We start from the raw sequence: 22,397 nt of genomic DNA, 5'->3' as shown, positions 1-22,397 counted from the left end.
TCCTCCGATGTCGGTCGAGCCCGATCGCCGATGCCGGGTGGGCGTCTGCTCCCAGCCCTGGGCGTCGATCTCGGCATCGGCACTGGCGATGCCGAGCACTGCGGCGACGTTGCCTGCCGCCGTCATGGCGGCGAGGGTGTCAGGACAGGAGTTTCAGATGCAGTGGAGATGTCGCATGTCCTCCTGGCGTGTGTCGAAGCCCGAGTGAGGAAGTGAGGCGCAGGGAAGCCGATGTCCGCGAGCGCCGAGACCTTCCTCAACCCTAGAACCCATCCGGGCCTCGCGCATGGTTCGCCGCAGCGTACGCGAGGCCGTTGATCATCAGCCCTGAGGGATCCGTGGCCACCCGAGTAACGGCGAGCGGGGCCGTCCAGGAGCTCTGGCGCCGGGCCGATCAGGACCGCGCCGAAGAGCAGGAAGCTCGCGGTCCAGTACGACGCTGAAGGCAGCCCTGGACGGATCGCCCCAGGGCCGACTGGGTGCAGCGCACAGTGCCCGCGCCCGGTCTCCTGGCCGTCGGTGGCTATCGCTTGGTCGAATGGGGCTGGACTGCCGGAATCCGCGCAGTGAAGAACAGCGCGAGGAGAGCGGTGAGAGCGAGGATGGCGAGTGCGGCACGCAGGCCGTCGAGCCTGGCGTCTGCGTTCGCGTCGAGCGCCGCTTGGGTCACCTCGGCGCTCGTGCCGGCCTTGCCGAGGGCGGTTTCGAGCTGGGCGTCCGACAGGAAGGGCGCGCCGCTTTGGAGTTTGACGGCGGTCTGGCTCTTCACGTCGGCCGGGACTGCCGGATTCTGGTCCACGCTGGTCAGGAACGAAGTCGTGAGCGTGGCGATCAGGATCGACCCGGCCAGTGCCGTACCGATGGAAGCGCCAAGGTTGGTGACGGCGTTTTGGACGCCGCCGACTTCTGCGCTCTGCTTCTCCGGAACTGCGGACACGGTGACCGAACCGAGTTGGGAGGCCAGCGCCCCCATGCCGAGCCCGATCAGTAGAAGGGGGATGGTGACGATTTCCGCACCGGAGTCTGCGTCGAGCGCGGCCATCAAGGCCACCGAGCCTGCCAGCAACGCGAGGATGCCGAGCCGCACCACCCGCCGTGGAGAGACGTCCGGGATGAAGCGTGGGATCAGGACCGCTGCCGCCAGCAGTGTCAGCGAGAGCGGCAGGATGCGAGCACCGGTCGCGAGCGCGGACAGCCCCAGGGCGACCGACAGGTAGAGCGGTACGACGAAGAACACGCCCATCTGCACGAGGTACTGGAAGAAGAACATGGTCAATCCACCGGTGAGCTGCTTGTTGCGCAGTATGGCCGGATCGACGAGCGGCTCCTTGTGCCGCTTGACGAGGCGGGCTTCCCAGCGGAGGAAGAGCCACAGCAGGAGCAGGCCGGCCAGCATCAGCCACACGACCAGCGAGACCCCGAGCCACGAAGGCGCGTCGTGCTTCGGGCGGAACCAGCCCCACTCGGCCGAGCGCAGTACGCCGTAGACGAAGAGGCCGAGCCCGAGTGCGGAGAGCACAGCGCCGACGAGATCGATGCGGGGGTGTTCGTCGCTCGCACCGTCAGCGATGCGGCGGGCGAGCACCACGATGCCGAGCACCATCAAGACCTCACCGGCGAAAACCCAGCGCCAGGAGAAGTACGTCGTCGCGACACCTCCGATGAGCGGACCGAACGCGATCGCAACGGCTCCTGCGGCCGCGACGAGTCCGTAGGCGGCGGGACGGCGTTCAGTGGTGAAGTTTCCGGCCACCAGCGCCACGATCGCGGGCAGGATGAGCGCCGCTCCCACCCCCTCGAGGAATGACCAGCCGAGCAGTAGCACCGGCAAGTTCGGTGCGAGCGCCGTGATCAGGGAGCCGCAGCCGTAGATGCCACAGCCGATCATGAATGCCCGTTTTCGGCCGATGACGGCCCCGACCTTGCCGCCAGGGATCATGAGCATTGCCATCACGAGCGTGTAGGCCGTGATGGCGCCTTGGATCCCCGTGACCGTCGTGCCCACGTCGTCGGCCACCGTCGCGATGGAGACGTTCATGACGGAGCTGTCGAGCGTCATCAGGAACTGACCGGCCGCGAGTGTCAGCAGGACGAGTCGCGCTGTTGCCGAACTCTCAGCCGTGTCTGTCCCGGGCGCCATGGGTGAATGGTCCCAGATGTTCCGGAGATCCGATCTGCGACCCGCAGCGGAGATCAACGATTGGCAGGCGAGAGGGTGGTGGTCCTCGCCGTCAACCGGTGCCGTTCGTAAGGAGTCGCCCCAGGGAAGACCGAGCCCGGTCCGGGGACTGGAAATCGTTCGGTGTAACCCCTGATCAAGGAAGTTTCATCGATGACCAGTGAGAACGTGTCGAGTTCTCCGTCCCCGTACGCTGCGCGACGGGCGGCTGCGCCTGGTCGGCCGCACCACGCCGCTTTCCCGCGCTACAGGGACGGTTGACGGTGACACCCGGACGGCGCCTCCCGCGCGTTCCCGCTGCCGGTCCACAGCGGTCGTGAGGTCGACCCGACCCACGCGCACCCCCGGTTCTCACTCAAGCCCGGGGGGTGCGACGGACGGCTGCGTTTCACCGCTGCGATTGCGGGTCCCTGCGGTGGGCCACGTCTGGGAGAGGACGACGCAAGCGGTGGCTGCCAGGGTGACTGCTGCGGCAGTGAGGGCTGTGACGGTGAGGCCGTCGATGAAGGCTTGCCGGGTGGCGGTGGAGAGCTGGTGGCGTGCGCCTGAGGGAGGGCCGGCGGCTTGTGCGGCGGTGAGGCGGCCGTCGGTTGCCGCTTCGGCCAGGTCCGCGGGGGCTGTGGCGGAGAGGGTCTGCAGGCGGGAAGTAAGCGTCGTGGTCAGGACGGAACCTTGGACGGCGACGCCGAGGGTGGCGCCGATCTGGCGGGTGGCGTCGTTGATGGCAGAGCCGAGGCCGGAGCGGTCGGCGGGGACGGTGCGCATCACGCTTTCGGTTCCGGCGGTGGCCACGATACCGGCGCCGAAGCCGGCGATGACCTGGAAGACGAGCAGCCGGCGGTAGCCGGAGGTGGTGCTGGTGCCGGCGAGGACCGCGAAGGCGGTGGTCACCAGGGCCAGGCCCAGGGCCATGCAGCGTGGTTCTCTCCACCGGCCGAGCAGTATCAGCGCGGTAACCGCCCCGGTGGCGAGGGCCGCGGGGAGGGGGAGCGTGTGCAGGCCGGCCTGCCAGGGGGTGTAGCCAAGGATGCTTTGGAGGTAGAGCGTCATGACGAACAGGGCGCCGAACAAGGCGAAGGACATCAGAGCGAGCGCCGTGGTGGCGGTGCTGATGCGGCGGTTGCGGAGCAGGGCGAGGGGCAGCATGGGTGCGGTGCTGCGTGCTTGCCAGATGAGGAACACGCACAGGAGCAGGGCCGCTGCGGTGAAGCCGCACAGGATGGGCGGGCTGGTCCATCCTCGGGCGGGTCCTTCGATGATCGCCCAGACGAGGGCGAGAAGGCCGCCGGTCGACAGGGCGGCTCCGGGCCAGTCGACACGCTGGGGCTGCCGGGCGCGGGATTCTGGTACGAGCCACCGGGTCAGGACGATCGCTGCTGCGGCGACGGGCAGGTTGATCCAGAATCCGGCGCGCCAGGAGGAGTGTTCGACCAGCCAGCCTCCGACAACCGGTCCGGTCAGGCCGCCGGTGCTGCCCACCGCTGCCCACAAAGCGATGGCTCGTCGGCGTGGGCGGGGATCGTGGAAGAGGGCGGTGATGGTGGAGAGGGTGGCGGGCATCATCAGGGCGGCTCCGGCGCCCATGCCGCAGCGGGCGGCGATGACCTGGTCGGGGCTGGTGGCGGTGACGCCGAGAAGGGAGGTGAGGCCGCACAGGGCCAGTCCGAGCATCAGGGAGCGGCGGCGGCCGATGCGGTCGGTGAGGGCTCCACAGGCCAGGACGGTGCCGCCCAGGACGAGAGCGTAGCCGTCGACGATCCACTGCACCTGCGCCATGGTGGGCTGCAGACGGTGTTGGAGGTCGGGGACGGCGACGTTGAGGACGGTGAGGTCCAGACCGAGGAGGAACAGGCTCAGGCAGACGACGCCGGTGGCGGCCCAGCGGCGGACCGGGCTGATGTCGCCCAAGCCGGGGCAGTCTGTTCGCGTCGGCCGCAGCAGCGCACCTCCTGACCGCCCGGCCGGCCCGCACCGCCGGGACCACCACCTCGTATGCGATGGGTCATGGCGGCCGGTCATGGGCGGTCGGGTGTGTAGCGGTGTGCGGCGTGGAGGTCCTTGGCGAGCCGCTCGGCCAGAGCACCGGCCTGATGGGCTGGGTAGGTGTGCGTACCGGGGAAGAGCCGGGGGGTAATGGGCTGCAGGACGAGATCGCTCCAGGCGTTCAGGGCGTCGGAGCAGACGAGGGGGTCGTCGCTGCCGCCGTACACGGCCAGGGGCAGATCGAGCGGTGGCTCGTGGTGGTGTCGGTACTGCAGGGCCATGAGCAGGTCCGCTACGAACGGGACGGCCGCCGTGAGGATGCGGCGGTCGTGCGGGACTTTGTCCGGCAGGGATCCCATGATTTTCACCAGCCCCTGGCGACTGTCCAAGAAGAGGGGCGCGAGCATGGTGAGGAGGGTGTCCTGGTGGGGGGCGGGCAGGGCGGACACCGCGAGCAGCACGGGCGGGCGGCCGCGGCCGCGGCCGCGGTGCAGGGCGCGCGCGGTTTCGTAGGCGAGGAGAGCGCCGAGACTGTGGCCGAACAGCGCGAAGGGCCGTTCGTCGGTGCTGTGGCGGATCAGCTCGGCCAGGGCCTGCGGGATCTGCTGCGGGTCGGTGAGAGGTGGTTGGTCGGCGAGGTGGCCGCCGCCGGGCAGTTGAACGGCGTGGAGGTCCACTGTCGCAGGCAGGTGTTGCGCGAGAGGGAGGTAGAAGGCGGGGGTGCTGCCTGCCGGTCCGATGCACACCAGCCGCGTGGTGGCGTCGGAGTGGTTGGTGAGAGCCGTGAGCGTGGGTCCCGCACCGGCGTCGTTGTGGAGTGTCAAGGTTGCGTGTCCTGAGGGGTTGTACGGGCGTGGGGCGGTGGTCGCCGCGCCATCCGTGGGGCGGCTGCCACCGGGTGCTCAGTGCTCCAGGCGGCCCAGGCGCGCGGCGACACGCTGGGCGAGGTCGGTCAGGCTGCCTGCCCCGACGAGTTCCACGACGGGCAGGTCACAGCCGGTGTTCTCGCCCAGCGCGGTGGACAGTTCCAGGGCCATCAGGGAGTCCAGGCCGAGTAGTTCCAGGCGGCGGGAGCGGTCGATGCGTTCGGGTTCGGTCTGCAGAACCCGTGCCAGGAGGTCGGTGAGCTTGTCCTCGATCAGCTGGATGGCTTCGGTGGGGCCGGCGGCGGCGGCCAGGGTGGTGCGCCAGTGGTGTGCGGCTTCGCGTTCTTGGCGGCCCTGGAGCAGGCCGGAGGTGCGGGGGGCTGCCAGGGACGGCATCACGTGTTGCTGCAGCAGGTCCCAGTCGAAAAGGCCGATGGTCACGCTCGGGGCATTGCCCCGCTCCAGCAGTTCGTCCATGCAGGCGAGGGCGTCGGTGGCGGTGAGGTGGCCGAGACCGATCGCGGCCATCTCGGAGCCTCGGCCGCTGCGGTGGACGTAACCGGTGTCGGAGATGCTGCCCCACTGCACGGCCAGGGCCGGCAGGCCGGATCGGTGCCGTTCGCGGGCCAGGGCCTCCAGGGCGAGATTGCCGGCGACGTAGGGCCCTTGCTTCATGTTGCCGGCCAGGGCTGCCACCGAGCTGTACACGACGAACAGGTCCACAGCGCGCTCGCGGGTCAGGGAGTCCAGGAGCAGGCCTCCGGTCGTCTTGGGCGCGAGGACGGTGCGCAGGCGCTCATTGCTCAGGTCGGCCAGTGGCCCGTCGTCCAGGACCATGGCGGCGTGGACGACGCCGGCCAGTCGGCGCCCGGATGTGTCGATGTCCTGCAGGATCCTGCGCAGGGCTGCTTCGTCGCTGACGTCGGCCGCGTACACGGTGGCGTCCGCGCCGGTGCCGCGCAGGTCGGCCAGGAGAGGGGCGGCTTCGGGGGCGCTGTCGCCGCGGCGGCTGAGCAGGGTGAGGTGGCGGGCGCCGCGGTTGGCCAGATGGCGTGCAGTGGCGGCGCCCAGTCCGCTCAGGCCGCCGGTGATGAGGTAGGTGGCTTCAGGGTCCAGGGCGGTCCGTTGGGCGTTCTGGTGGAGGGGGACCTGGTCTTCGAAGGTGACGACGACCTTGCCGATGTGCCGGGAGTGCTGGAGGCTGCTGAACGCTTCCGCGATGCGGTGGGCGGGGTAGGTGCGGTGCGGCAGCGGCTTGTAATCGCCCACGTGCACGGCCTCACTGAGCTCCGAGAGGTGAGCGTCCATCAAGGGTGAGGGCCCGTTCAGCATGGGTGACAGGTCCACCCCGAAGAACGAGAGGTTGCGCACGAACGGGGCCAGGGGCAGCGGGCTGTCCAGCAGGAAGTCCCGCATGCCCAGTTCGATGAACCTGCCATGAGGTTTGAGCAGGCCGACACTGCGCACCAGCGCCTCGCCCGCGAGGGAGTTGAGGACTACGTCGACTCCCTCGCCGCCGGTGAGGTCCTTGACCTGTTCGGCGAAGTCCAGCCGCCGTGAGTCCAGCACGTGCTCGATTCCCAGCAGGCGCAACGCGTCGCGCTTGACGGGGGTGCCTGCGGTGGCGATCACGTGGGCGCCGACGCGCCGGGCGTACTGCAGGGCGGCCAGGCCCACGGCGCCGGCGGCACCGTGGATGAGCAAGGTCTCGCCCCGGGTCAGGCGGGCGAGGTGGTGGAGGCTGTGGTGGACGGTGCCGAGGGCCACCGGAAGGGTGCTGCCCTCGGCGAAGGTCATGTCCGCAGGAAGGGGCACGATGCGGTCGGCGCGGGCGAGGGCGTGGGTACCGAAGGCGCCTCGTGCCGGTGCCGCTACCCGGTCACCGGGGGCGAGGTGGGTGACGCCGGGACCGACCGCGCTGATCACGCCGGCGCATTCGAGGCCGACACCGGCCCGGTCGGTCAGGCGGCTGGACGCGACCGCGGGGACCCGGCCGGTGGCGACCATGATGTCGCGGTAGTTCAGCGCCGCCGCCGCGACCGAGATCACCACTTCACCGGCCCCGGGCACGGGGGGCCCGGCGGCTCGCCAGCTCAGCCGGTAGTGCAACCCGGGGTTGTCCAGCGTGAGGGTGTAGCCGCTGGTCCCGCTGGGACGCACAGGTGGTGACAGGGGCCGCACGACGGTGGTGAAGCGCCCTTGCGGGGTGAGGACGACTTCGTCGTCCTCCGGGCGCAGCAGCATTTCCCGTGTCAGGTGCCCGGCCAACAGGTCGCAGGCTTCGGTGTCGCGGGCGCCTGTGAGGGCGATCCTGCGGACCGTCAGCGTCGGATGCTCGTTCGCCAGGGTGCGCGCTCCTCCCCACGCGCCGGCGATGTCGGCCGCCGGCGGCGGTGTCATGGGCTGGTGAGGGCTGCTGTGGACCAGCCACACGGTCAGGTCGCTGCTGCCGGACGGTTGCGCGCACGCCACGCTGAGCTCCCGCAGGACCGACAGGTGCCGGACTGCTGTGTCGGTCACGCCGGTCGGTGGTGCGCTGTTGTCCTCGGCCAGCAGGACGAGGTCGGTCGGCGGCTGTTCGTGGGCGAGCAGGGCCGCCCAACAGGAGTCTTCCAGGGGCACGGTGGTGACGCACTCGGCGGCCGCGCTTCGGCGCAGAGAGGCTACGAGCGCACTCTGGAGGCTGGCTTCACCTGCTTGGCGGCCGGGCAGGGTGCCCACCAGCCACCGGCGTGCGCCGACCGCGCCGGGGGTGGGCGGGGGGAGTGGAACGGTGCTTTCAGCGGTGCGGCGCGGGCGGCGGGCAGCGGCGAGGACGGAGTGATCGCTCAGCGAGAAGGAAGCGGAGCTGCCGGTGGAGACGGTGCCGGTGAAGCCGCTGTGGTCAAGGAGGGTTTTCCACCGGTCTCGGTCCAGGAGCGGCCCGTCGGGCCGCAGATCGTGATCGGTGGTGGCCCAGAACGTGTCCAGCAGCCCGAAGAGCGGAGCCAGGAGATCGAGGCTGTGGCTCTCCACCGCGAGGAGGAGCCCGTCGTCGGCCAGCAGATCCGCGACCCGGCCAAGCGTGGCTTTGAGGTCGGCGGTGGCGTGCAAAACATTCGATGCCACGACGATGTCGAAGGACGAAGAGGTGAAGCCCTGTCCGGCCAGTTCGCCTTCCAGGTTGAGGACCTGGTAGTCGACGAAGTCGTAGGCGGCGAAACGGGCCCGCGCCTGCGGGAAGAAGGCGGAGGAGATGTCGGTGAAGGTGTAGGTGGTCAGTCCGGGCGGCAGGTGGGGCAGGAGAGCCGCGGTGGTGGAGCCGGTGCCCGCTCCGACTTCCAGGATCCGCAGCGGGCGGTCCTTGGGCCATTGGGCGATTGCTGCCACCAGGATGGCAGCGGCGAGACGGCCGTGGTGAGCCAGGACGGGAGCACCGTCATAGAAGCGGCTCGCCAGGGCGTCAGCTTCGGAGAACAGCAGCTCGAGCGGGTCGACATCACCCCGAAGTACCCCCGGCAGATGCTGTCCGAAGACTCCGTAGAGCAGCCCGGTGATCGCCTCCCCGGGAAATTCGTCGAGCATCGCGGCGAACATCGGCGCGGGGGTGGGCTCCTTCCCCAGCTGCCAGCAGCCGGGGCCGACCAACTCGAGTACCCCTCGCTGGGCGGCCATGCCCAGCAGGTGGTGGAGCAGTGGAGTGTGCTGGGCACCGGCACCTGCCGCGATGAGCTTCTCGACGGTGACGATGTTGGTGCCGGGCAGCAGTTCACGTACCGCGGCTCCGACGAAATGGCTGGCCACCTCCAGGCCCCTCGCCCGGAACCGGTCGTAGGGCCCCGCCTGCCACGCGTCGGTGAGTGCCGCCAGTTCCTGGGAGCAGGCGGCGAAGACCTGCCGGGGCGCCGGCAGCGGCGACGGGCGCGCGGCCTGCCCAGGCAGGGGAGCCGCTCGCAGGGCCTCGGCCAACCGCTGGGGTCGGGCTGGGCGGCCCGCTTCGAAGCGCCTCAGCCTGCACCCCAGGAGTTCCAGCGCTACCACGCCGTCAGGGCCGCTGACGGTGATGTCCCACACCGCTTCCTGGGTGGTGATCGAGCGATGGCGCACATGGACCAGCCCCGTTGCGGGCATGGGGTGCCAGCAACGGACGGTGTCGATGACGGCGGGCAGGTAGGGGCAGGCCTCGTCGGTGACGGCGCTGATGAGCGGCATGCCCGCCTGCAAGGCCCCGTCCAGGACAGTGGGGTGGGCGATATGACCCGGACCCGGTTCGATCGTCATTGCGTACTGCGCCAGGACCTCCCCGGGGCCGGCGAGCAGGCCGGTCAGAGTCTGGAAGGCCGGCCCGTAGGGCAAGCCCGCCTGTGCGCAGGCGTCGTAGTGCTCCCGCGCAGACAGGACCTGCGGAAGTCTGGAGCGGATCGCGTCCGCGTCAAGTACCGAAGGCCGCTCACGCAGCAGGCGCCTCACCCGACCACGTGCGTGTGGACGCCAGTCGCCCTGGCTGTTGGCGCGGCTGGAAACGACGAGTGCTCCGTCGCCCGCCAGGCTGGTGGACAGCTCGATCTCCATCTCCGCGTCGTCGAATGGCAGGCTCAGCGCCCGCTCGAAGATGAGTCCGGTGATCTCTGTCGGTGCGCCGTGGGTTTCCATCCCGGCGGCCAGCGCCATGTCGGTGTAGGCGGCCGCAGGCCACACCACCGTTCCCTCGACCGTGTGGTCGGCCAGCCACGCCAGGGCGTCGGGATCGAGGCGCTGGCGCCACACCGGCTCAGCGACCGGCTGCCGGATGCCCAGCAGCGGTTGTCGCACCCGCGTGGCGTCCTCCCCGGCGTCGTCCTCGCGCCACCACTGCGGATCGCCGTTCCAGTGCCGCTCTCGCTGCCAGGGATAGGCAGGCATGCCAACCACCGTGCCCCGCCTTGGGAAGAAGACCGACCAGTCGACCCGAGCGCCCAGCGCCAGCAGGCGGGCGTGCGCCGCATCCAGGGCCGCCGGGCCAGAGTGGACGCGCGAGAGCGTCGGAACGGCGTTGACACGGGAGCCGCCGTGAGACACCACGCGCCGCAGATATCCGCTGAGCACCGGATGCGGACCGACGTCCACGAGCACATCGCACTGAAGCTCATCCCCGGCCAGCACCGCGGCCGCCTCGGCGAACCGGACCGGCTCGCGCACATTGGCCCACCAGTACCCGCCATCAAGAGCCGTTCCCTCGAGCGCAGTGCCCGTCACGGTGGAGACAAACGGCACGCGGCACTTGCCGGGACGAATACCCCCCAGCGCATCGGCCAGCGGCTCGCGGATCCGGTCCATCGCAGGCGTGTGGAAGGCGTAATCCAGCCCCAGATCCCGGAAGAAAACACCCTCGCCGTCCAGCCGTGCCCCGAACTCGCCCAACGCTGCCGCCTCACCGGCGACCGTCACATCCTGGTCCGCATTGATCGCGGCGACCGTCAGACGATCGGCATATCCCCCCTCGGCCAAGTGCCGCCGTGCCGCGTCGTAGCCCAGCCCCACCGCTGCCATCCGGCCCGCCCCAGCGGTCGCCGCCTGCGCGCGGCTGCGTTCAGCGACCACCTGGCAAGCCTGCGACCGGGTCAGTGCCCCCGCGCAGTATGCCGCCGCGACCTCACCCACACTGTGGCCCATCACCGCCGCCGGCTCGACACCACGGGCGGCCAACGCCGCCACCACACCGGCCTGCACCGCGAACAGCAACGGCTGCGCCACCTCGGTCCGATCCCAGCGCCCCTGTTCCCTCCCCCCGGCAAGCTCCTCGTACACCGACCAGCCCACCATCGGCCGCAACACACCGTCCACAGCGCTCACCTCGGCCGTGAAGGCCTCATCCGCACCCAGCAGATCGGCTCCCATACCCATCCACTGCGCGCCGTTGCCGCTGAAGACGAACCCCACGCGGCCGCAGTCAGCCGCCTGCGCCGTTGCCGCCCCCGTGGCCGGCTCCCCGGACGCGACCGCACGCAGCGCCGCAGCCACCTCACCGGGCCCTTCCCCGAAGACAGCGATCCGCTGCTCCAGCCCAGCACGGCGCCTGGATGCCGTGAACGCGGCATCGTAGAAACGGCCTTCGGCTCGTTCGTCCTGCCGCTGCGCCAAGGCCTCGAAGTGATCCGCCCACAGGAGCGCGGCTTCGGTGAGAGCCTGGGGGGTGCGGGCCGAGACGACCACGGGCAGACGCGTCCGCGAGGCACTCTCCTGCCGATCCTCTGCCTGAATCCGACTGGAAGCAGGAGCCGCCGCCAGGACGACGTGGGCGTTGGCGCCTCCGAACCCGAAGGAGTTAACCCCCACCAGGCCCTTGCCTACCGTCGGCAACAGCCGTTCCTGCACCACCGGCTCCAGCCCGAGGCCCGCGAAGTCGATGGCCGGGTTCTGCGGCGTGACATGCAGGGTCGCCGGGATCCTGCCCTCCCGCAGTACCAACAGCCCCTTCAGCAGCCCCGGTACGCCAGCGGCGGCCTCCAAGTGCCCCAGATTGGACTTCACCGATCCCACTGCCAGCGGCTGCCCGTCACCACCGCTGCCCAAGACCTGCCCCAGGGCCTGGCACTCGACCGGATCCCCGGCCTGCGTCCCCGTCCCGTGAGCCTCCACATACGCAACATCGCCCGCACGGAGACCCGCACCCCCATACACCCGCGTGAGCAGGTCAGCCTGCGAGCGGGCACTGGGCAAGGCCAGCCCAGCGGTCCGCCCGTCGGCGTTGACACCGCTGGCCACAATCACCCCGTGCATCCGGTCACCGTCGGCCAACGCCGCCGCCAGCGGCTTCAGCAGCAACGCGCCGGCGCCCTCGGCCCGCACGTACCCGTCCGCCGCGGCCGAGAAGGGCCGGCACCGCCCCGACGGCGACAGCATCGACGCCTGAGTGAAGCCTGCATAAGGCGAAGGACTCAGCAGAACATTCACCGCCCCGGCCACAGCCATCGGGCTGCGCCCCGACCGCAGAACGTCGCAGGCCTGATGCACCGCGGTCAGCGCCGACGAGCAGGCCGTGTCCACCGCGTTCGAGGGCCCGCGGAAATCGAAGAAGTGAGAGAGGCGGTTCGCCGTGATGCTGGCCGCCGACCCCGTCATCGTGTAAGCGTTGACCGAACGGGACCGCCGCACTTGCAGATCGGCATAGTCATGCGAGGAGACACCGATCAGCACGGCTGTATCGCTGCCCGCCAGCCTCGCCGGATCGATCGCGGCGTCGTCGAACGCCTCGACTGCGCACTCCAGCAGGAGCCGCTGCTGCGGATCGATCCGGGCCGCCTCCTTGGGAGCGATTCCGAAGTACCCCGCGTCGAATGACGCCACGTCGGCAAGGAAACCCCCGGCCGCCGTGCAGGACTTGCCCGGCCGCACAGGGACGGGCGCGACGAACCCCGAGGTCTCGAACCGGTCGTCCGGAACCTCACCGACCAGGTCGCGCCCCTCCGTAAGCGCCGCCCACAGTCCGTCCAAGGACCGGATGCCGCCGGGCAGTCGCACACCGACCCCCACCACGGCCACTGCGTCCTCGGGCAGGTCATCGGGGACCGAAGCGGAGGAAGAGACGTCGTAGCCAATTGACAAGGCAACACTCCAGGTGAGCAAGGCAGGGATCCGACCATGGAAGGCCGCGCCTTCTCTCACTTAACGAAGATCCACACCGAAAGACATGATCGGCAACCGGGGGCGTCGAGTCATCCTGGCTGTTTGTCACCACCTTTCAGCGACGGCGACGGCGACGGAAGGTCCAACCCGGCCACGGATGTGCAGCAGTGACAGCGGTGAGCTGTTCGGGCCGTCCGCACGATCTCCGCTTGCGACTACCTCACCAGCCCCGGCCCGCGCCGCGAGATCCACGGCGGGCTCCCGGTCGCCGAGAAGTGGAACAGCGCGAACACCGTGCTCCACTACGGCAAGGATGGCGCCCTCACGGGCCTGCACAATGAGCACGCCGAAACCTCAATCCTCGCCCTGCACCCTGCTGCAGTCCGCGCTCGTCCACGTCAACCCGGCTGAGCGTCCTCAAGCTGAAGCGCTGGCGGCCAATTTCCGTCGCCTTGGCGCGCTCCTACGCTGTCGAACCGCCGACAATTGGTTTGTAAGCTTGGGGCGATCTCTGGACCTTGGGGTGATCTCTGGACCGGCTCACCCAGGACGCCTCCCCACGATCGCCGCGCGCGGCCTGTAGTGCGCAGCCACGCCGTACGCACCCTCAACTGACCATGGCTGACAGGTTGTTCTGGCGGAACGGCTCTGGCACGGCTACCGGTGGCGATGGGCTCTGCAACCATGGGGCTTCGTGGAGAACGGAGCTGCAGAGACTCTTGGGATCGCTGGCCGACGGCGAGAACGTCTATGGGCGAGTTGTCCCCGCAGGGGTCGGCGCCGTTTGTGAAGAGGTCCACCGCCTTGCCCCGCCTTGCCGTTGAAGCCCAGCAGGCATGGGCGCGCTATGCCGTGCACGGTGCCCAGGGAACCGGAATCGCCGGCGGAGATCGCTGACGCACTCACCGAGACGACCGGACACCGCGCAGCGGAGCTCATGACCTACCTGTCGGTCGACGACCTGGTGTTCCCTGGGCTACGGCGCGACCGTGCCCATGCGCTTCGAGCCGCTGAGCGACTGATGAAGCTCCTGGGCTATGAGTCGCGGTGGTGGACGAACACCGACGACCTCTCCGCCGGTCGCCGTGCATGGGCCCCCGTGACGCGACGGACCTCTAGGAGTTCGATCAGGGCCTGCTCCGGCCGCCACCAGCCACTCACACGGCGACTGCGCAAGGGCGGTGGGGTACGTCTCCGTCCGGCGTCGTTGATGTCAGCCTGGGTGTCGGTGACCCTTCTGATCCGTAGCTCTCGCCAGATCGGTCTGCGACGGTCATACCGGCCGCTGCCGGGATGCTGCCGGCCGTCACAGGGCGCTCACGGGCGAATCGGTTGCTGTACTCGACTGCGGGACGGCAGCCTCGGCGTTCAATGACAGACTTTCAAGCCGACGAAGGCGCTGCCCAGGGGCGCAGGCGATGCGCTCGCTCGATCTCGCCCACGTATTGCCCCAGGTCGAAGCAGGCCTCCTCGATTACCCCGTGGTCGCGGCCCGGACACATCAGCTCGCTCCAGACGACCGTCTCACCACGTAGTCGCACCCGGATGTGGAGCTCCAAAGAGCCGGACTCGGAATGTTCCTGAGACGCCAGGCGGACGCTGCGGGCGGCGTCTGTCGGGTAGAGCGGTCCGCCGGGCCGGAGAAGCTCCTCCGGATGCATGCCCATGACGCTGCTGTTGCTGCGCGCGATCAAATCGAGGCCGTCGACGAAAAGGTACGTATGCACGGCGCTGCATACGGGTGGCCCAGGGCAAGTGTCGATGAGCAAGGTGCTGGTCTGACTACGGCTTTGGCGAGCGGGCGGCCTGACCCGAAGCGCACCCGGGGCCCTACGCGGCGTTGGCCCTTCGTGGCATCATCCGCCGATCATAGCGCTGGTGGGGCCCAAGTTTGGAAGATCGCGTACGCGGCACCACGCCTGGCAGCTAACCGCCCCTCGCCGACGCATCTCCGGCACGTCGGCCACGCATTGAACTGGTCCCGCTGGCGACGCCGCCACCGAGTCATCGCCCAGCGCTGCCACGCTTTGACGGATTCCTCGGTCGGCCGGGGGCGCGTCTCAGGTCGGGATCACTGATGTGATGCAGACCGGACCGGGTTGCAAGGCCGGTGTTGCGATGTGATCGATGGTCGGGCGGGCGGTGAGCCGGTCGCGACAACTCGCGGCCATCGAGTTGCTGAGGATGGCGACGGCTCGGCCTTGCGTTCGTAGCAGCGGTGCGGGCGACGGCAGCCGGCCGGCCACGACACTGCGCGCTCGACCACCCAGCGGTGGCGCCCCAGCCTCGCATCCGATCGGTTCTCGAGATGCAGAGGTCAACCTCTTGACCTCTGTGGCCCGAGCCACTAACTTACGGTAATCGTCGACCCATGACTACCGGAAAGGAGGCGACCAGCGGATGTACACCAGCTCTGATCTTGGTCGCCTCGCCCAGTGCACGGTCTGGGTTCCGGGTCGGATCGCGCACGGCTGCTGAGCACGCCGTTCTGATGTGCCCGTTCGTGGCACATTCCGGGTTTCCCGTCACCACCTTCCCGCACGTCGCTGTTACGTGCCTTTCTGCGCCCACTCCTCTCACGTGGCGCGTCTGAACACAGAAAGCTGCCTGAAATTGGCGAACATGATGAATCGACCGATCGCGCACCGAAATGAAGGCCTGTCATGGTAGCGGCGCGGATCACGGTCAACGGGAAAGAAGCACCGATTTCACCGGCTGCGCCCCACACCACAGCGCTGGATTTCCTGCGCGAGCGTGGCCTCACCGGAACCAAGGAGGGTTGCGCCGAGGGTGAATGCGGCGCCTGCTCGGTCCTGGTGGCCCGTCCCGGGGTGAACAAGCCGACCGACTGGGTGGCGGTCAACGCCTGCCTGGTCCCGGTCGCGGCGCTCGACGGTCAGGAGATCATCACCTCCGAAGGTCTCGCCACCGCAGGCGAACCCGGCAAGCCGCCCACCCTGCACCCGGTGCAGGAGGAGATGGCGGTGCGCGGCGGCTCCCAATGCGGTTACTGCACGCCGGGATTCATCTGCAGCATGGCCGCCGAGTACTACCGACCCAACCGCTGCGCGCATGCGGACTTGGCCAACAGCACGGGCCCGGACGACAGCACCGATGCCGAGCACGGTCCTAACGGTTTCGACCTGCACGCCCTGAGCGGAAACCTGTGCCGCTGCACCGGTTACCGTCCCATTCGCGATGCCGCTTTCGCCGTCGGAACACCCACCGATGAGGATCCGCTGGCGCAGCGTCGCGAGCAGTCCCCGCCCGCACCGGCTGCCACCGAATACACCCAGGACGACAGTGTTTTCCTGCGGAAGAGCACCCTGTCCGAAACGCTGGAGTTGCTGCGCGAGCGGCCCGACGCGGTGGTGGTCGCCGGCTCCACCGACTGGGGCGTCGAGGTGAACATCCGTTCCCGCCGGGCGGATTGCGTGGTCGGCATCGACCGGCTGTCCGAACTGCGGGAGCTGCGAGTCGAATCCGACTGCATCGAGATCGGGGCGGCGCTGACGCTCACCGAGATCGAACGCCGTCTCGACGGCGAAGTCCCGCTGCTCGCAGAGCTGTTTCCGCAGTTCGCGTCCCGGCTCATCCGCAACGGTGCGACCCTCGGCGGCAACCTGGGTACCGGCTCCCCCATCGGTGACAGCCCGCCGGTGCTGCTCGCGCTGGAGGCATCGGTGGTGCTCGCCGACGCCGACGGTGAGCGCGAGGTCCCGCTGGCGGACTACTTCACCGGCTACCGGCAGAGCGTGCGGCGTCCCGGCGAGCTGATCCGCTCGGTACGCATCCCGTTGCCGCTGTCGCCGGTCGCGGCCTTCCACAAGATCGCCAAGCGGCGCTTTGACGACATCTCCAGCGTGGCAGTCGCTTTCGCGCTCGACATCGAGGACGGGATCGTCCGCAAGGCACGCATCGGGCTGGGCGGCGTGGCCGCCACCCCGATCCGGTCCCTCGCCACCGAGGCGGCCCTGGAGGGCAAGCCGTGGTCGACGGAGACCGTCGAGGCCGCGGCCCGGGAGCTGCGGGGCGAGGGCACACCGATGAACGATCATCGCGCCAGCGCCCTCTACCGTTCCGCGATGCTGGGCCAGAGCCTGCTGAAGCTGTACGCGCAAACCACTGAGGCGGTGTCGTCATGAGTCATTTGTCCGAACGCCCCGAAAAGCCTGTCGTCGGCGTCTCGATGCCGCACGAGAGTGCCACCCTGCACGTCACCGGTACCGCGCTGTACACCGACGACCTGGTCTACCGCACCAAGGACGTGCTGCACGCCTACCCGGTCCAGGTCATGAAGGCCCACGGCAGGATCAACGCGCTGCGCACCGAGCCCGCGCTCGCCGTGCCCGGCGTGGTCCGCGTCCTGACCGGTGCTGACGTACCCGGCGTCAACGATGCCGGGATGAAGCACGACGAACCGCTGTTCCCCGACGAGGTCATGTTCTACGGCCACGCGGTCGCCTGGGTGCTCGGTGAGACCCTGGAGGCGGCCCGGCTCGGTGCGGCGGCCGTCGAGGTAGAACTTGACGAACTGCCCTCCGTGGTCACGCTGCAGGACGCCATCGCGGCCAACAGTTTTCACGGCGCTCAGCCCGTGATGCTGGCCGGCGACGTCGACGCCGGCTTCGCCGACTCCGCGCACGTGTTCACCGGCGAGTTCCAGTTCTCCGACCAGGAACACTTCTACCTCGAGACGCACGCGGCGCTGGCCCATGTCGACGAGGCCGAGCAGGTGTTCATCCAGAGCAGCACCCAGCATCCTTCGGAGACCCAGGAAATCGTCGCGCACGTGCTCGGTCTGCACAGCCACGAGGTGACCGTGCAGTGTCTGCGGATGGGTGGCGGCTTCGGCGGAAAGGAAATGCAGCCGCACGGGTTCGCGGCCGTCGCCGCACTCGGTGCCAAGCTGACCGGCCGCCCGGTTCGGCTGCGGCTCAACCGGACGCAGGATCTGACCATGTCCGGTAAGCGGCACGGGTTCCACGCCCAGTGGAAGATCGGCTTCGACGCCGACGGCCGCATCCGGGCACTGGACGCCACCCTGACCGCGGACGGCGGCTGGAGCCTGGATCTGTCCGAGCCGGTGGTGGCCCGTGCGCTGTGCCACATCGACAACACCTACTGGCTTCCCAACGCGAGTATCGCCGGTCGCATCGCCAAGACCAACAAGGTCTCCAACACCGCATTCCGCGGCTTCGGCGGACCGCAGGGCATGCTGGTCATCGAGGACATCATGGGCCGGTGCGCGCCGCTGCTCGGCCTGGATCCCATGGAGTTGCGGGAGCGCAACTTCTACCAGCAGGGTCAGGCGACGCCGTACGGACAGCCGGTCGTCCAGCCCGAACGGATCTCCGCCGTCTGGCAGAAGACCCTGGACAACGGCGGCGTCGCCGATCGCAAGCGCGAGATCGCCGCCTTCAATGCCGCACACCCGAACACCAAGCGGGCACTCGCGGTCACCGGCATCAAGTTCGGAATCTCGTTCAACCTCACCGCCTTCAACCAGGGCGGCGCGCTGGTGCTGATCTACAAGGACGGCTCCGTCCTGATCAACCACGGCGGCACCGAGATGGGCCAGGGCCTGCACACCAAGATGCTGCAGGTGGCCGCGACCACGCTGGGTATTCCGCTGCACAAGGTCCGGCTGGCCCCGACGCGAACCGACAAAGTGCCCAACACCTCCGCCACCGCCGCCAGTTCCGGGGCGGACCTCAACGGTGCGGCGGTGAAGAACGCCTGCGAGCAGTTGCGTGAGCGGCTGCTACAGGTGGCCGCCTCGCAGCTGGGCTCGAACGCCTCGGACGTACGCATCGTCGAGGGCGTCGCGCGCACCCTGGGCAGCGACAAGGAGCTGGCCTGGGACGACCTGGTGCGCACCGCGTACTTCCAGCGAGTTCAGTTGTCGGCAGCCGGTTTCTACCGGACCGAAGGACTGCACTGGGACGCGAAGACGTTCAGGGGCTCCCCGTTCAAGTATTTCTCCCACGGCGCCGCCGCGGCGGAGGTGGAGGTGGACGGCTTCACCGGCGCGTACCGCATCCGGCGGGTAGACATCGTGCACGATGTCGGCGACAGTCTGTCCCCGATGATCGACATCGGTCAGGTCGAGGGTGGCTTCGTCCAGGGGGCGGGCTGGCTGACGCTCGAGGACATGCGCTGGGACGCCACTGACGGGCCGAACCGGGGCCGGCTCCTGACCCAGGCAGCGAGCACCTACAAGCTGCCGAGCTTCTCGGAGATGCCTGAGGAGTTCAACGTCACGCTTCTGGAGAACGCCACCGAAGAGGGCTCGGTGTACGGGTCCAAGGCGGTGGGTGAGCCTCCGCTGATGCTGGCGTTCTCGGTGCGGGAAGCGTTGCGGCAGGCCGCCGCCGCGTTCGGACCGAGCGGGGCCAGCGTCGAGTTGGCTTCGCCCGCAACCCCGGAGGCGGTGTACTGGGCGATCCAGGCGGCTCGCCAGAACGATGCCTCTCGGAACGGTCACGCCCGTAACGGGTTTGCCGCTGACAGCCACACCGGAAACGGGCACGCCGCCAACGGCGAGCCCCGAACCGACGCAAAAGCGTTGAACGGTGCCTGACATGACATGGATCGCCGCGGTCCAACGGTTGCGAGCACGCCGGGAGTCCGGTGTGCTGGTCACCGTTGCGACCGTGCGCGGCCATGCCCCGCGCGATGCCGGTGCGAAACTCGTCGTGGGGCAGACCGAGACGTCGGGCTCGATCGGCGGCGGCAACATCGAGGCTGTCGCGATCGATCGAGCCAGGGAGATGATCGCCGCGTCCAAGCCCGAGCCGGAGTTGATTGATTTCGCTTTGAACGACAAGGTGACCAACCAGCATGGCGTGCAGTGCTGCGGTGGCACGGTCTCAGTGCTGCTCGAACCGCTGCCGGTGGTACGGGCAGTCGCGGTCTTCGGCGTAGGGCACGTAGGGCTGGAACTGGCGCGCATCCTGGCACGTCAGGACCTCGACCTCCATCTGATCGACACCCGCTCCGACATCCTCACCGAGGAGCGGCTCGACGTACTGGCGGACGCGGTGGCGCAGGTGCACGTGCATCACACGCCGCTGCTGCCCGAGGAGGTGCTGGAAGAGTTGCCGCACGGCACCCACGTCCTGATCATGACCCATGATCACGCCGAGGACGCCGCTCTGTGCGACGCCGCCTTGCGTACAACCCACCTCGGCTCCATCGGGCTGATCGGGTCGGCGGCCAAGTGGGTGCGGTTCCGCAAACGCCTCGCCACCGAGGGCGGTCACGACGACGCCACCATCGATCGGATCAAGACCCCGATCGGGATGGCCGACATCACCGGCAAGGAACCCGCGACAATCGCCGTGAGCGTCGCTGCCGATTTGCTGCGCACCTTCGAAACTGAGGGGAACTGACTCTCTACCCGCATCGACAGGGGGTGCCCCGCGCTCGTGCGAACGCACATATGCGGGGCACCCTTTGGGCACGACTATGCCGTCACTTCAGCAGGCCGGCCTCACCAGGGCAGGACGCACCTTGCGTCTTTCGACGACCCGAACGTCATCCCCCTGCCTGCAGCCCGGATCGCGCGCCAGCTAGCCGTGAGCTCTACCTGCCGAAGCCCCCGACGTCCGACCGCCGACGTTGCCGGGCGGCGAAGATCCCTGACGAACACGGTGGCTTTCTCACGGGCGAACTGGCCCGGGACATCGTCCGGAGCTGCCTCACCGCTGATCCGCCCGCCGCCTGGGTCACCCGACCAGGCGTGCGGGCAGGACTGGCACTTCCGTCGCCCGCTCCAGCAGTTGGTCGTCGGTTACGTGGTGGCGGTCCCCAAGTCCCAGCAGATGAAGCCTCCGGCCGGATCCGGCGTATCGACCCGCGCATCGAAGAAGTACTTGTTGATACCTGGCAGCGGCTGTCGTGCGGGGGACGGGGTGAAGGGCCTGCGTGTCTATACGCGTTCGCGTCGACCGGCGGGGCGGAGGTCGCCTCCCGGGCCCGGCACCTGCGCCGTGTTACGACGAGGTCCCAGGAGACGACCCCCAGGGCGACGGATGACCCGGTCGTCATACCGAAACCCAGCTTGCGGGGAATCTTCGATTCACTCGATGCCGGTGCGCGGTGAACGGGATTTTCAGTAATCGATTCGGTCGGACTTGGCCACCCACGCGTCGAACGGCGCCGTACGGTTCGGCATGTCCACTCGCTCGATCGCCATCGGCCACAGCTCCGCGGGCTTCTTCTCGAACAGGTCGTAAAACCTGCGGTCGTCGAAACCGGCCACCGCAGCGTCGTCCCGATCAGCGGCGAAGATGATCCGGTCGACTCTCGCCCACAGCGCAGAGGAAAGACACATCGGGCACGGCTCACACGAGGTGACCAAGACGCAGCCCTCGAGCGAGAAGGTGCCCAGCTTCTGGCAGGCGGCACGGATAGCGCTGACCTCGCCATGCGCCGTCGGGTCCAGGTTCGAAGTGACCTTGTTGTTCCCGATCGCGATAATCTCGCCGTCCTTGGCGATCAGTGCGCCGAACGGACCGCCGCCGTTCTTCACGCTGTTGGTGGCAAAGCCGATGGCCTCGTCCATCCAGGTGCGCTCGAGCTCCTGGACGCTGGTTTCTTGAGTATGCGCGGTCATGGTTACTCCTTTGTCGCAGACGGTGGGGGACTCCCCGGTGGTCTGGCCGTGCGGGACACCGCACGGCCAGACCACCGGGGCAACAACTGGGGCTCCGCTGGGTGCCGCGTTGAGATCAGCAGCCGGCGACACCTCGCGGTAAATCAGCGCGGCTAGGCGCCAACAGTGTGCTTCGGTGAGACAGGGGTGTAGGTCAGGTTTGACCCCGTTCCATTGCGGATGGCGTTCACGACCGTCGGCGTGGCGGAAATGGTGGGCGGCCCGCCGACGCTACGCACGCTCTACGGCGAGTTCGGGTCAGCCCTTCCGATCACATCCACCGTTATCGGCGGCGTGTCCGGAATGGTTGGGATCAGATAGTCGGTGAACGAAAAGTGGCTGGCAATCCGGCATCAAGCAAAACGCCCCTCGAAGCGGGTGGCGGTGCGGCCACCGCAAGCGCAATTCCCCCTGTTTCATTACAACGTGTGTGTGAGGAGTACACAGCAATCAGAGCGGAGGCAGGTAGGGGCGGAAGACATGAAAACCCCGCAGGCTGAGACCGGCTGTTCGTAGACATCTACAAGAGCCGTTCCGTGCGAACCCCCGTTGTCACGCAAGGCAGTTGGTGATGGGATTGCTGTCGGACCCGCCGTATGAGAACGGTTGGACGCCCGGCCGGGCACGCAGGGCATGGGCATGCCACCCTCGATGGGCTGCGGCACCACTGGCCCGGGCGAAGTGGGACACGCAGATGCGGTCTACGGATCCAACCCGAAGCTACGGGCGAGCCAGGAGAGCTACGTCATCGGCTACCCACTGGCCATCACCCCCACCACTCAACTGGCAACTGACATAGGTCGGTTCCGTATCGACGCCTGCCGCATCACGGGACGTTCCTGGCGCGCGAGTGGAACCCTTCGCCAGGGCCTGTCGCTGATGCCGATGACGGATGAGATGTTCGACGCGGTCACGGACGGCAGTGCTGAAGGACCCCTGTGATGTTGGCGGCTGCAGGGGAGGCTTCGAGAAGGAGCTCGCTCACTGTCCGCCGCAGGGCCGGTCGCCTATGTGGAGGCCGAGGTGAAGTACTAAGGCCTGTCTGATAATTGATCTTGTGGCAGGTAGAGGTGAGTTGACGGATGCGGCGTGGGAGCGGATAGAGCCCTTGTTGCCGCAGGTGGAC

The 22,397-nt window shown here is 68.6% G+C and carries 10 protein-coding genes and 2 pseudogenes; 5 read left to right on the top strand and 7 right to left on the bottom strand.

The window, feature by feature from the left end; all coding sequences use genetic code 11:
- Positions 1 to 523: 523 nt before the first annotated feature.
- The 4 genes from ACWIHY_RS33030 to ACWIHY_RS33015 form a co-directional block, all read right to left on the bottom strand.
- Positions 524 to 2,140, bottom strand: a complete 1,617-nt coding sequence (locus ACWIHY_RS33030) for an MFS transporter (RefSeq protein WP_454379966.1) — start codon at positions 2,138 to 2,140, stop codon at positions 524 to 526.
- A 390-nt stretch (positions 2,141 to 2,530) separates the two neighbouring features.
- Positions 2,531 to 4,087: an MFS transporter gene (locus ACWIHY_RS33025; protein ID WP_454379964.1), complete on the bottom strand. Its 1,557-nt coding sequence runs from the start codon at positions 4,085 to 4,087 to the stop codon at positions 2,531 to 2,533.
- 107 nt (positions 4,088 to 4,194) lie between these two features.
- Positions 4,195 to 4,986: a thioesterase II family protein gene (locus ACWIHY_RS33020; RefSeq protein ID WP_454379962.1), complete on the bottom strand. Its 792-nt coding sequence runs from the start codon at positions 4,984 to 4,986 to the stop codon at positions 4,195 to 4,197.
- Between the two features lie 78 nt (positions 4,987 to 5,064).
- Positions 5,065 to 12,591, bottom strand: a complete 7,527-nt coding sequence (locus ACWIHY_RS33015) for an SDR family NAD(P)-dependent oxidoreductase (RefSeq protein ID WP_454379960.1) — start codon at positions 12,589 to 12,591, stop codon at positions 5,065 to 5,067.
- 219 nt (positions 12,592 to 12,810) lie between these two features.
- On the opposite strand from ACWIHY_RS33015, the pseudogene ACWIHY_RS33010 reads away from it, so the two are divergent.
- Positions 12,811 to 13,023: pseudogene (locus tag ACWIHY_RS33010) on the top strand (Tn3 family transposase); the annotation flags it as partial.
- A gap of 971 nt (positions 13,024 to 13,994) precedes the next feature.
- Here ACWIHY_RS33010 and ACWIHY_RS33005 read toward each other — a convergent pair.
- On the bottom strand, positions 13,995 to 14,339 hold the full coding sequence (locus ACWIHY_RS33005; RefSeq protein ID WP_454379959.1) for a hypothetical protein: 345 nt from the start codon (positions 14,337 to 14,339) through the stop codon (positions 13,995 to 13,997).
- Positions 14,340 to 14,806: 467 nt separating this feature from the next.
- Positions 14,807 to 14,908, bottom strand: a pseudogene (locus tag ACWIHY_RS33000) (IS5/IS1182 family transposase); the annotation flags it as partial.
- Between the two features lie 367 nt (positions 14,909 to 15,275).
- Between ACWIHY_RS33000 and ACWIHY_RS32995 the strand changes: the two are divergent.
- The 3 genes from ACWIHY_RS32995 to xdhC are packed head-to-tail and all read left to right on the top strand — an operon-like array spanning position 15,276 to position 20,006.
- Complete coding sequence (locus ACWIHY_RS32995) at positions 15,276 to 16,757, top strand: xanthine dehydrogenase small subunit (RefSeq protein WP_454379957.1); 1,482 nt, start codon at positions 15,276 to 15,278, stop codon at positions 16,755 to 16,757.
- Positions 16,754 to 19,195, top strand: coding sequence for a xanthine dehydrogenase molybdopterin binding subunit (xdhB, locus tag ACWIHY_RS32990; protein ID WP_454379955.1), 2,442 nt, complete (start codon positions 16,754 to 16,756; stop codon positions 19,193 to 19,195). Before ACWIHY_RS32995 ends, xdhB begins: the two co-directional genes overlap by 4 nt.
- Position 19,196: 1 nt before the next feature.
- Positions 19,197 to 20,006: a xanthine dehydrogenase accessory protein XdhC gene (xdhC, locus tag ACWIHY_RS32985; RefSeq protein ID WP_454379954.1), complete on the top strand. Its 810-nt coding sequence runs from the start codon at positions 19,197 to 19,199 to the stop codon at positions 20,004 to 20,006.
- Positions 20,007 to 20,728: 722 nt separating this feature from the next.
- Here xdhC and ACWIHY_RS32980 read toward each other — a convergent pair.
- A complete protein-coding gene (locus ACWIHY_RS32980; RefSeq protein ID WP_454379952.1) occupies positions 20,729 to 21,232 on the bottom strand; it encodes a nucleoside deaminase in 504 nt (167 codons plus the stop codon).
- Between the two features lie 645 nt (positions 21,233 to 21,877).
- Between ACWIHY_RS32980 and ACWIHY_RS32975 the strand changes: the two genes are divergently transcribed.
- Entirely contained in the window at positions 21,878 to 22,213 is a 336-nt protein-coding gene (locus ACWIHY_RS32975; RefSeq protein ID WP_454379950.1) for a hypothetical protein, read from the top strand.
- Positions 22,214 to 22,397 lie beyond the last annotated feature (184 nt).

This window comes from Streptomyces sp. NPDC055287 (assembly GCF_053646035.1).
The sequence above is the reverse complement of the archived record's forward strand: the minus strand, read 5'-3'. Positions and strand labels throughout refer to the sequence as shown.

Coding starts and splice junctions, on each gene's coding strand:
- ACWIHY_RS33030 (WP_454379966.1), bottom strand. CDS start 2,140: ATGGCGCCCGGGACAGACACGGCTGAGAGTTCGGCAACAGCGCGACTC.
- ACWIHY_RS32995 (WP_454379957.1), top strand. CDS start 15,276: ATGGTAGCGGCGCGGATCACGGTCAACGGGAAAGAAGCACCGATTTCA.
- xdhB (WP_454379955.1), top strand. CDS start 16,754: ATGAGTCATTTGTCCGAACGCCCCGAAAAGCCTGTCGTCGGCGTCTCG.
- xdhC (WP_454379954.1), top strand. CDS start 19,197: ATGACATGGATCGCCGCGGTCCAACGGTTGCGAGCACGCCGGGAGTCC.
- ACWIHY_RS32980 (WP_454379952.1), bottom strand. CDS start 21,232: ATGACCGCGCATACTCAAGAAACCAGCGTCCAGGAGCTCGAGCGCACC.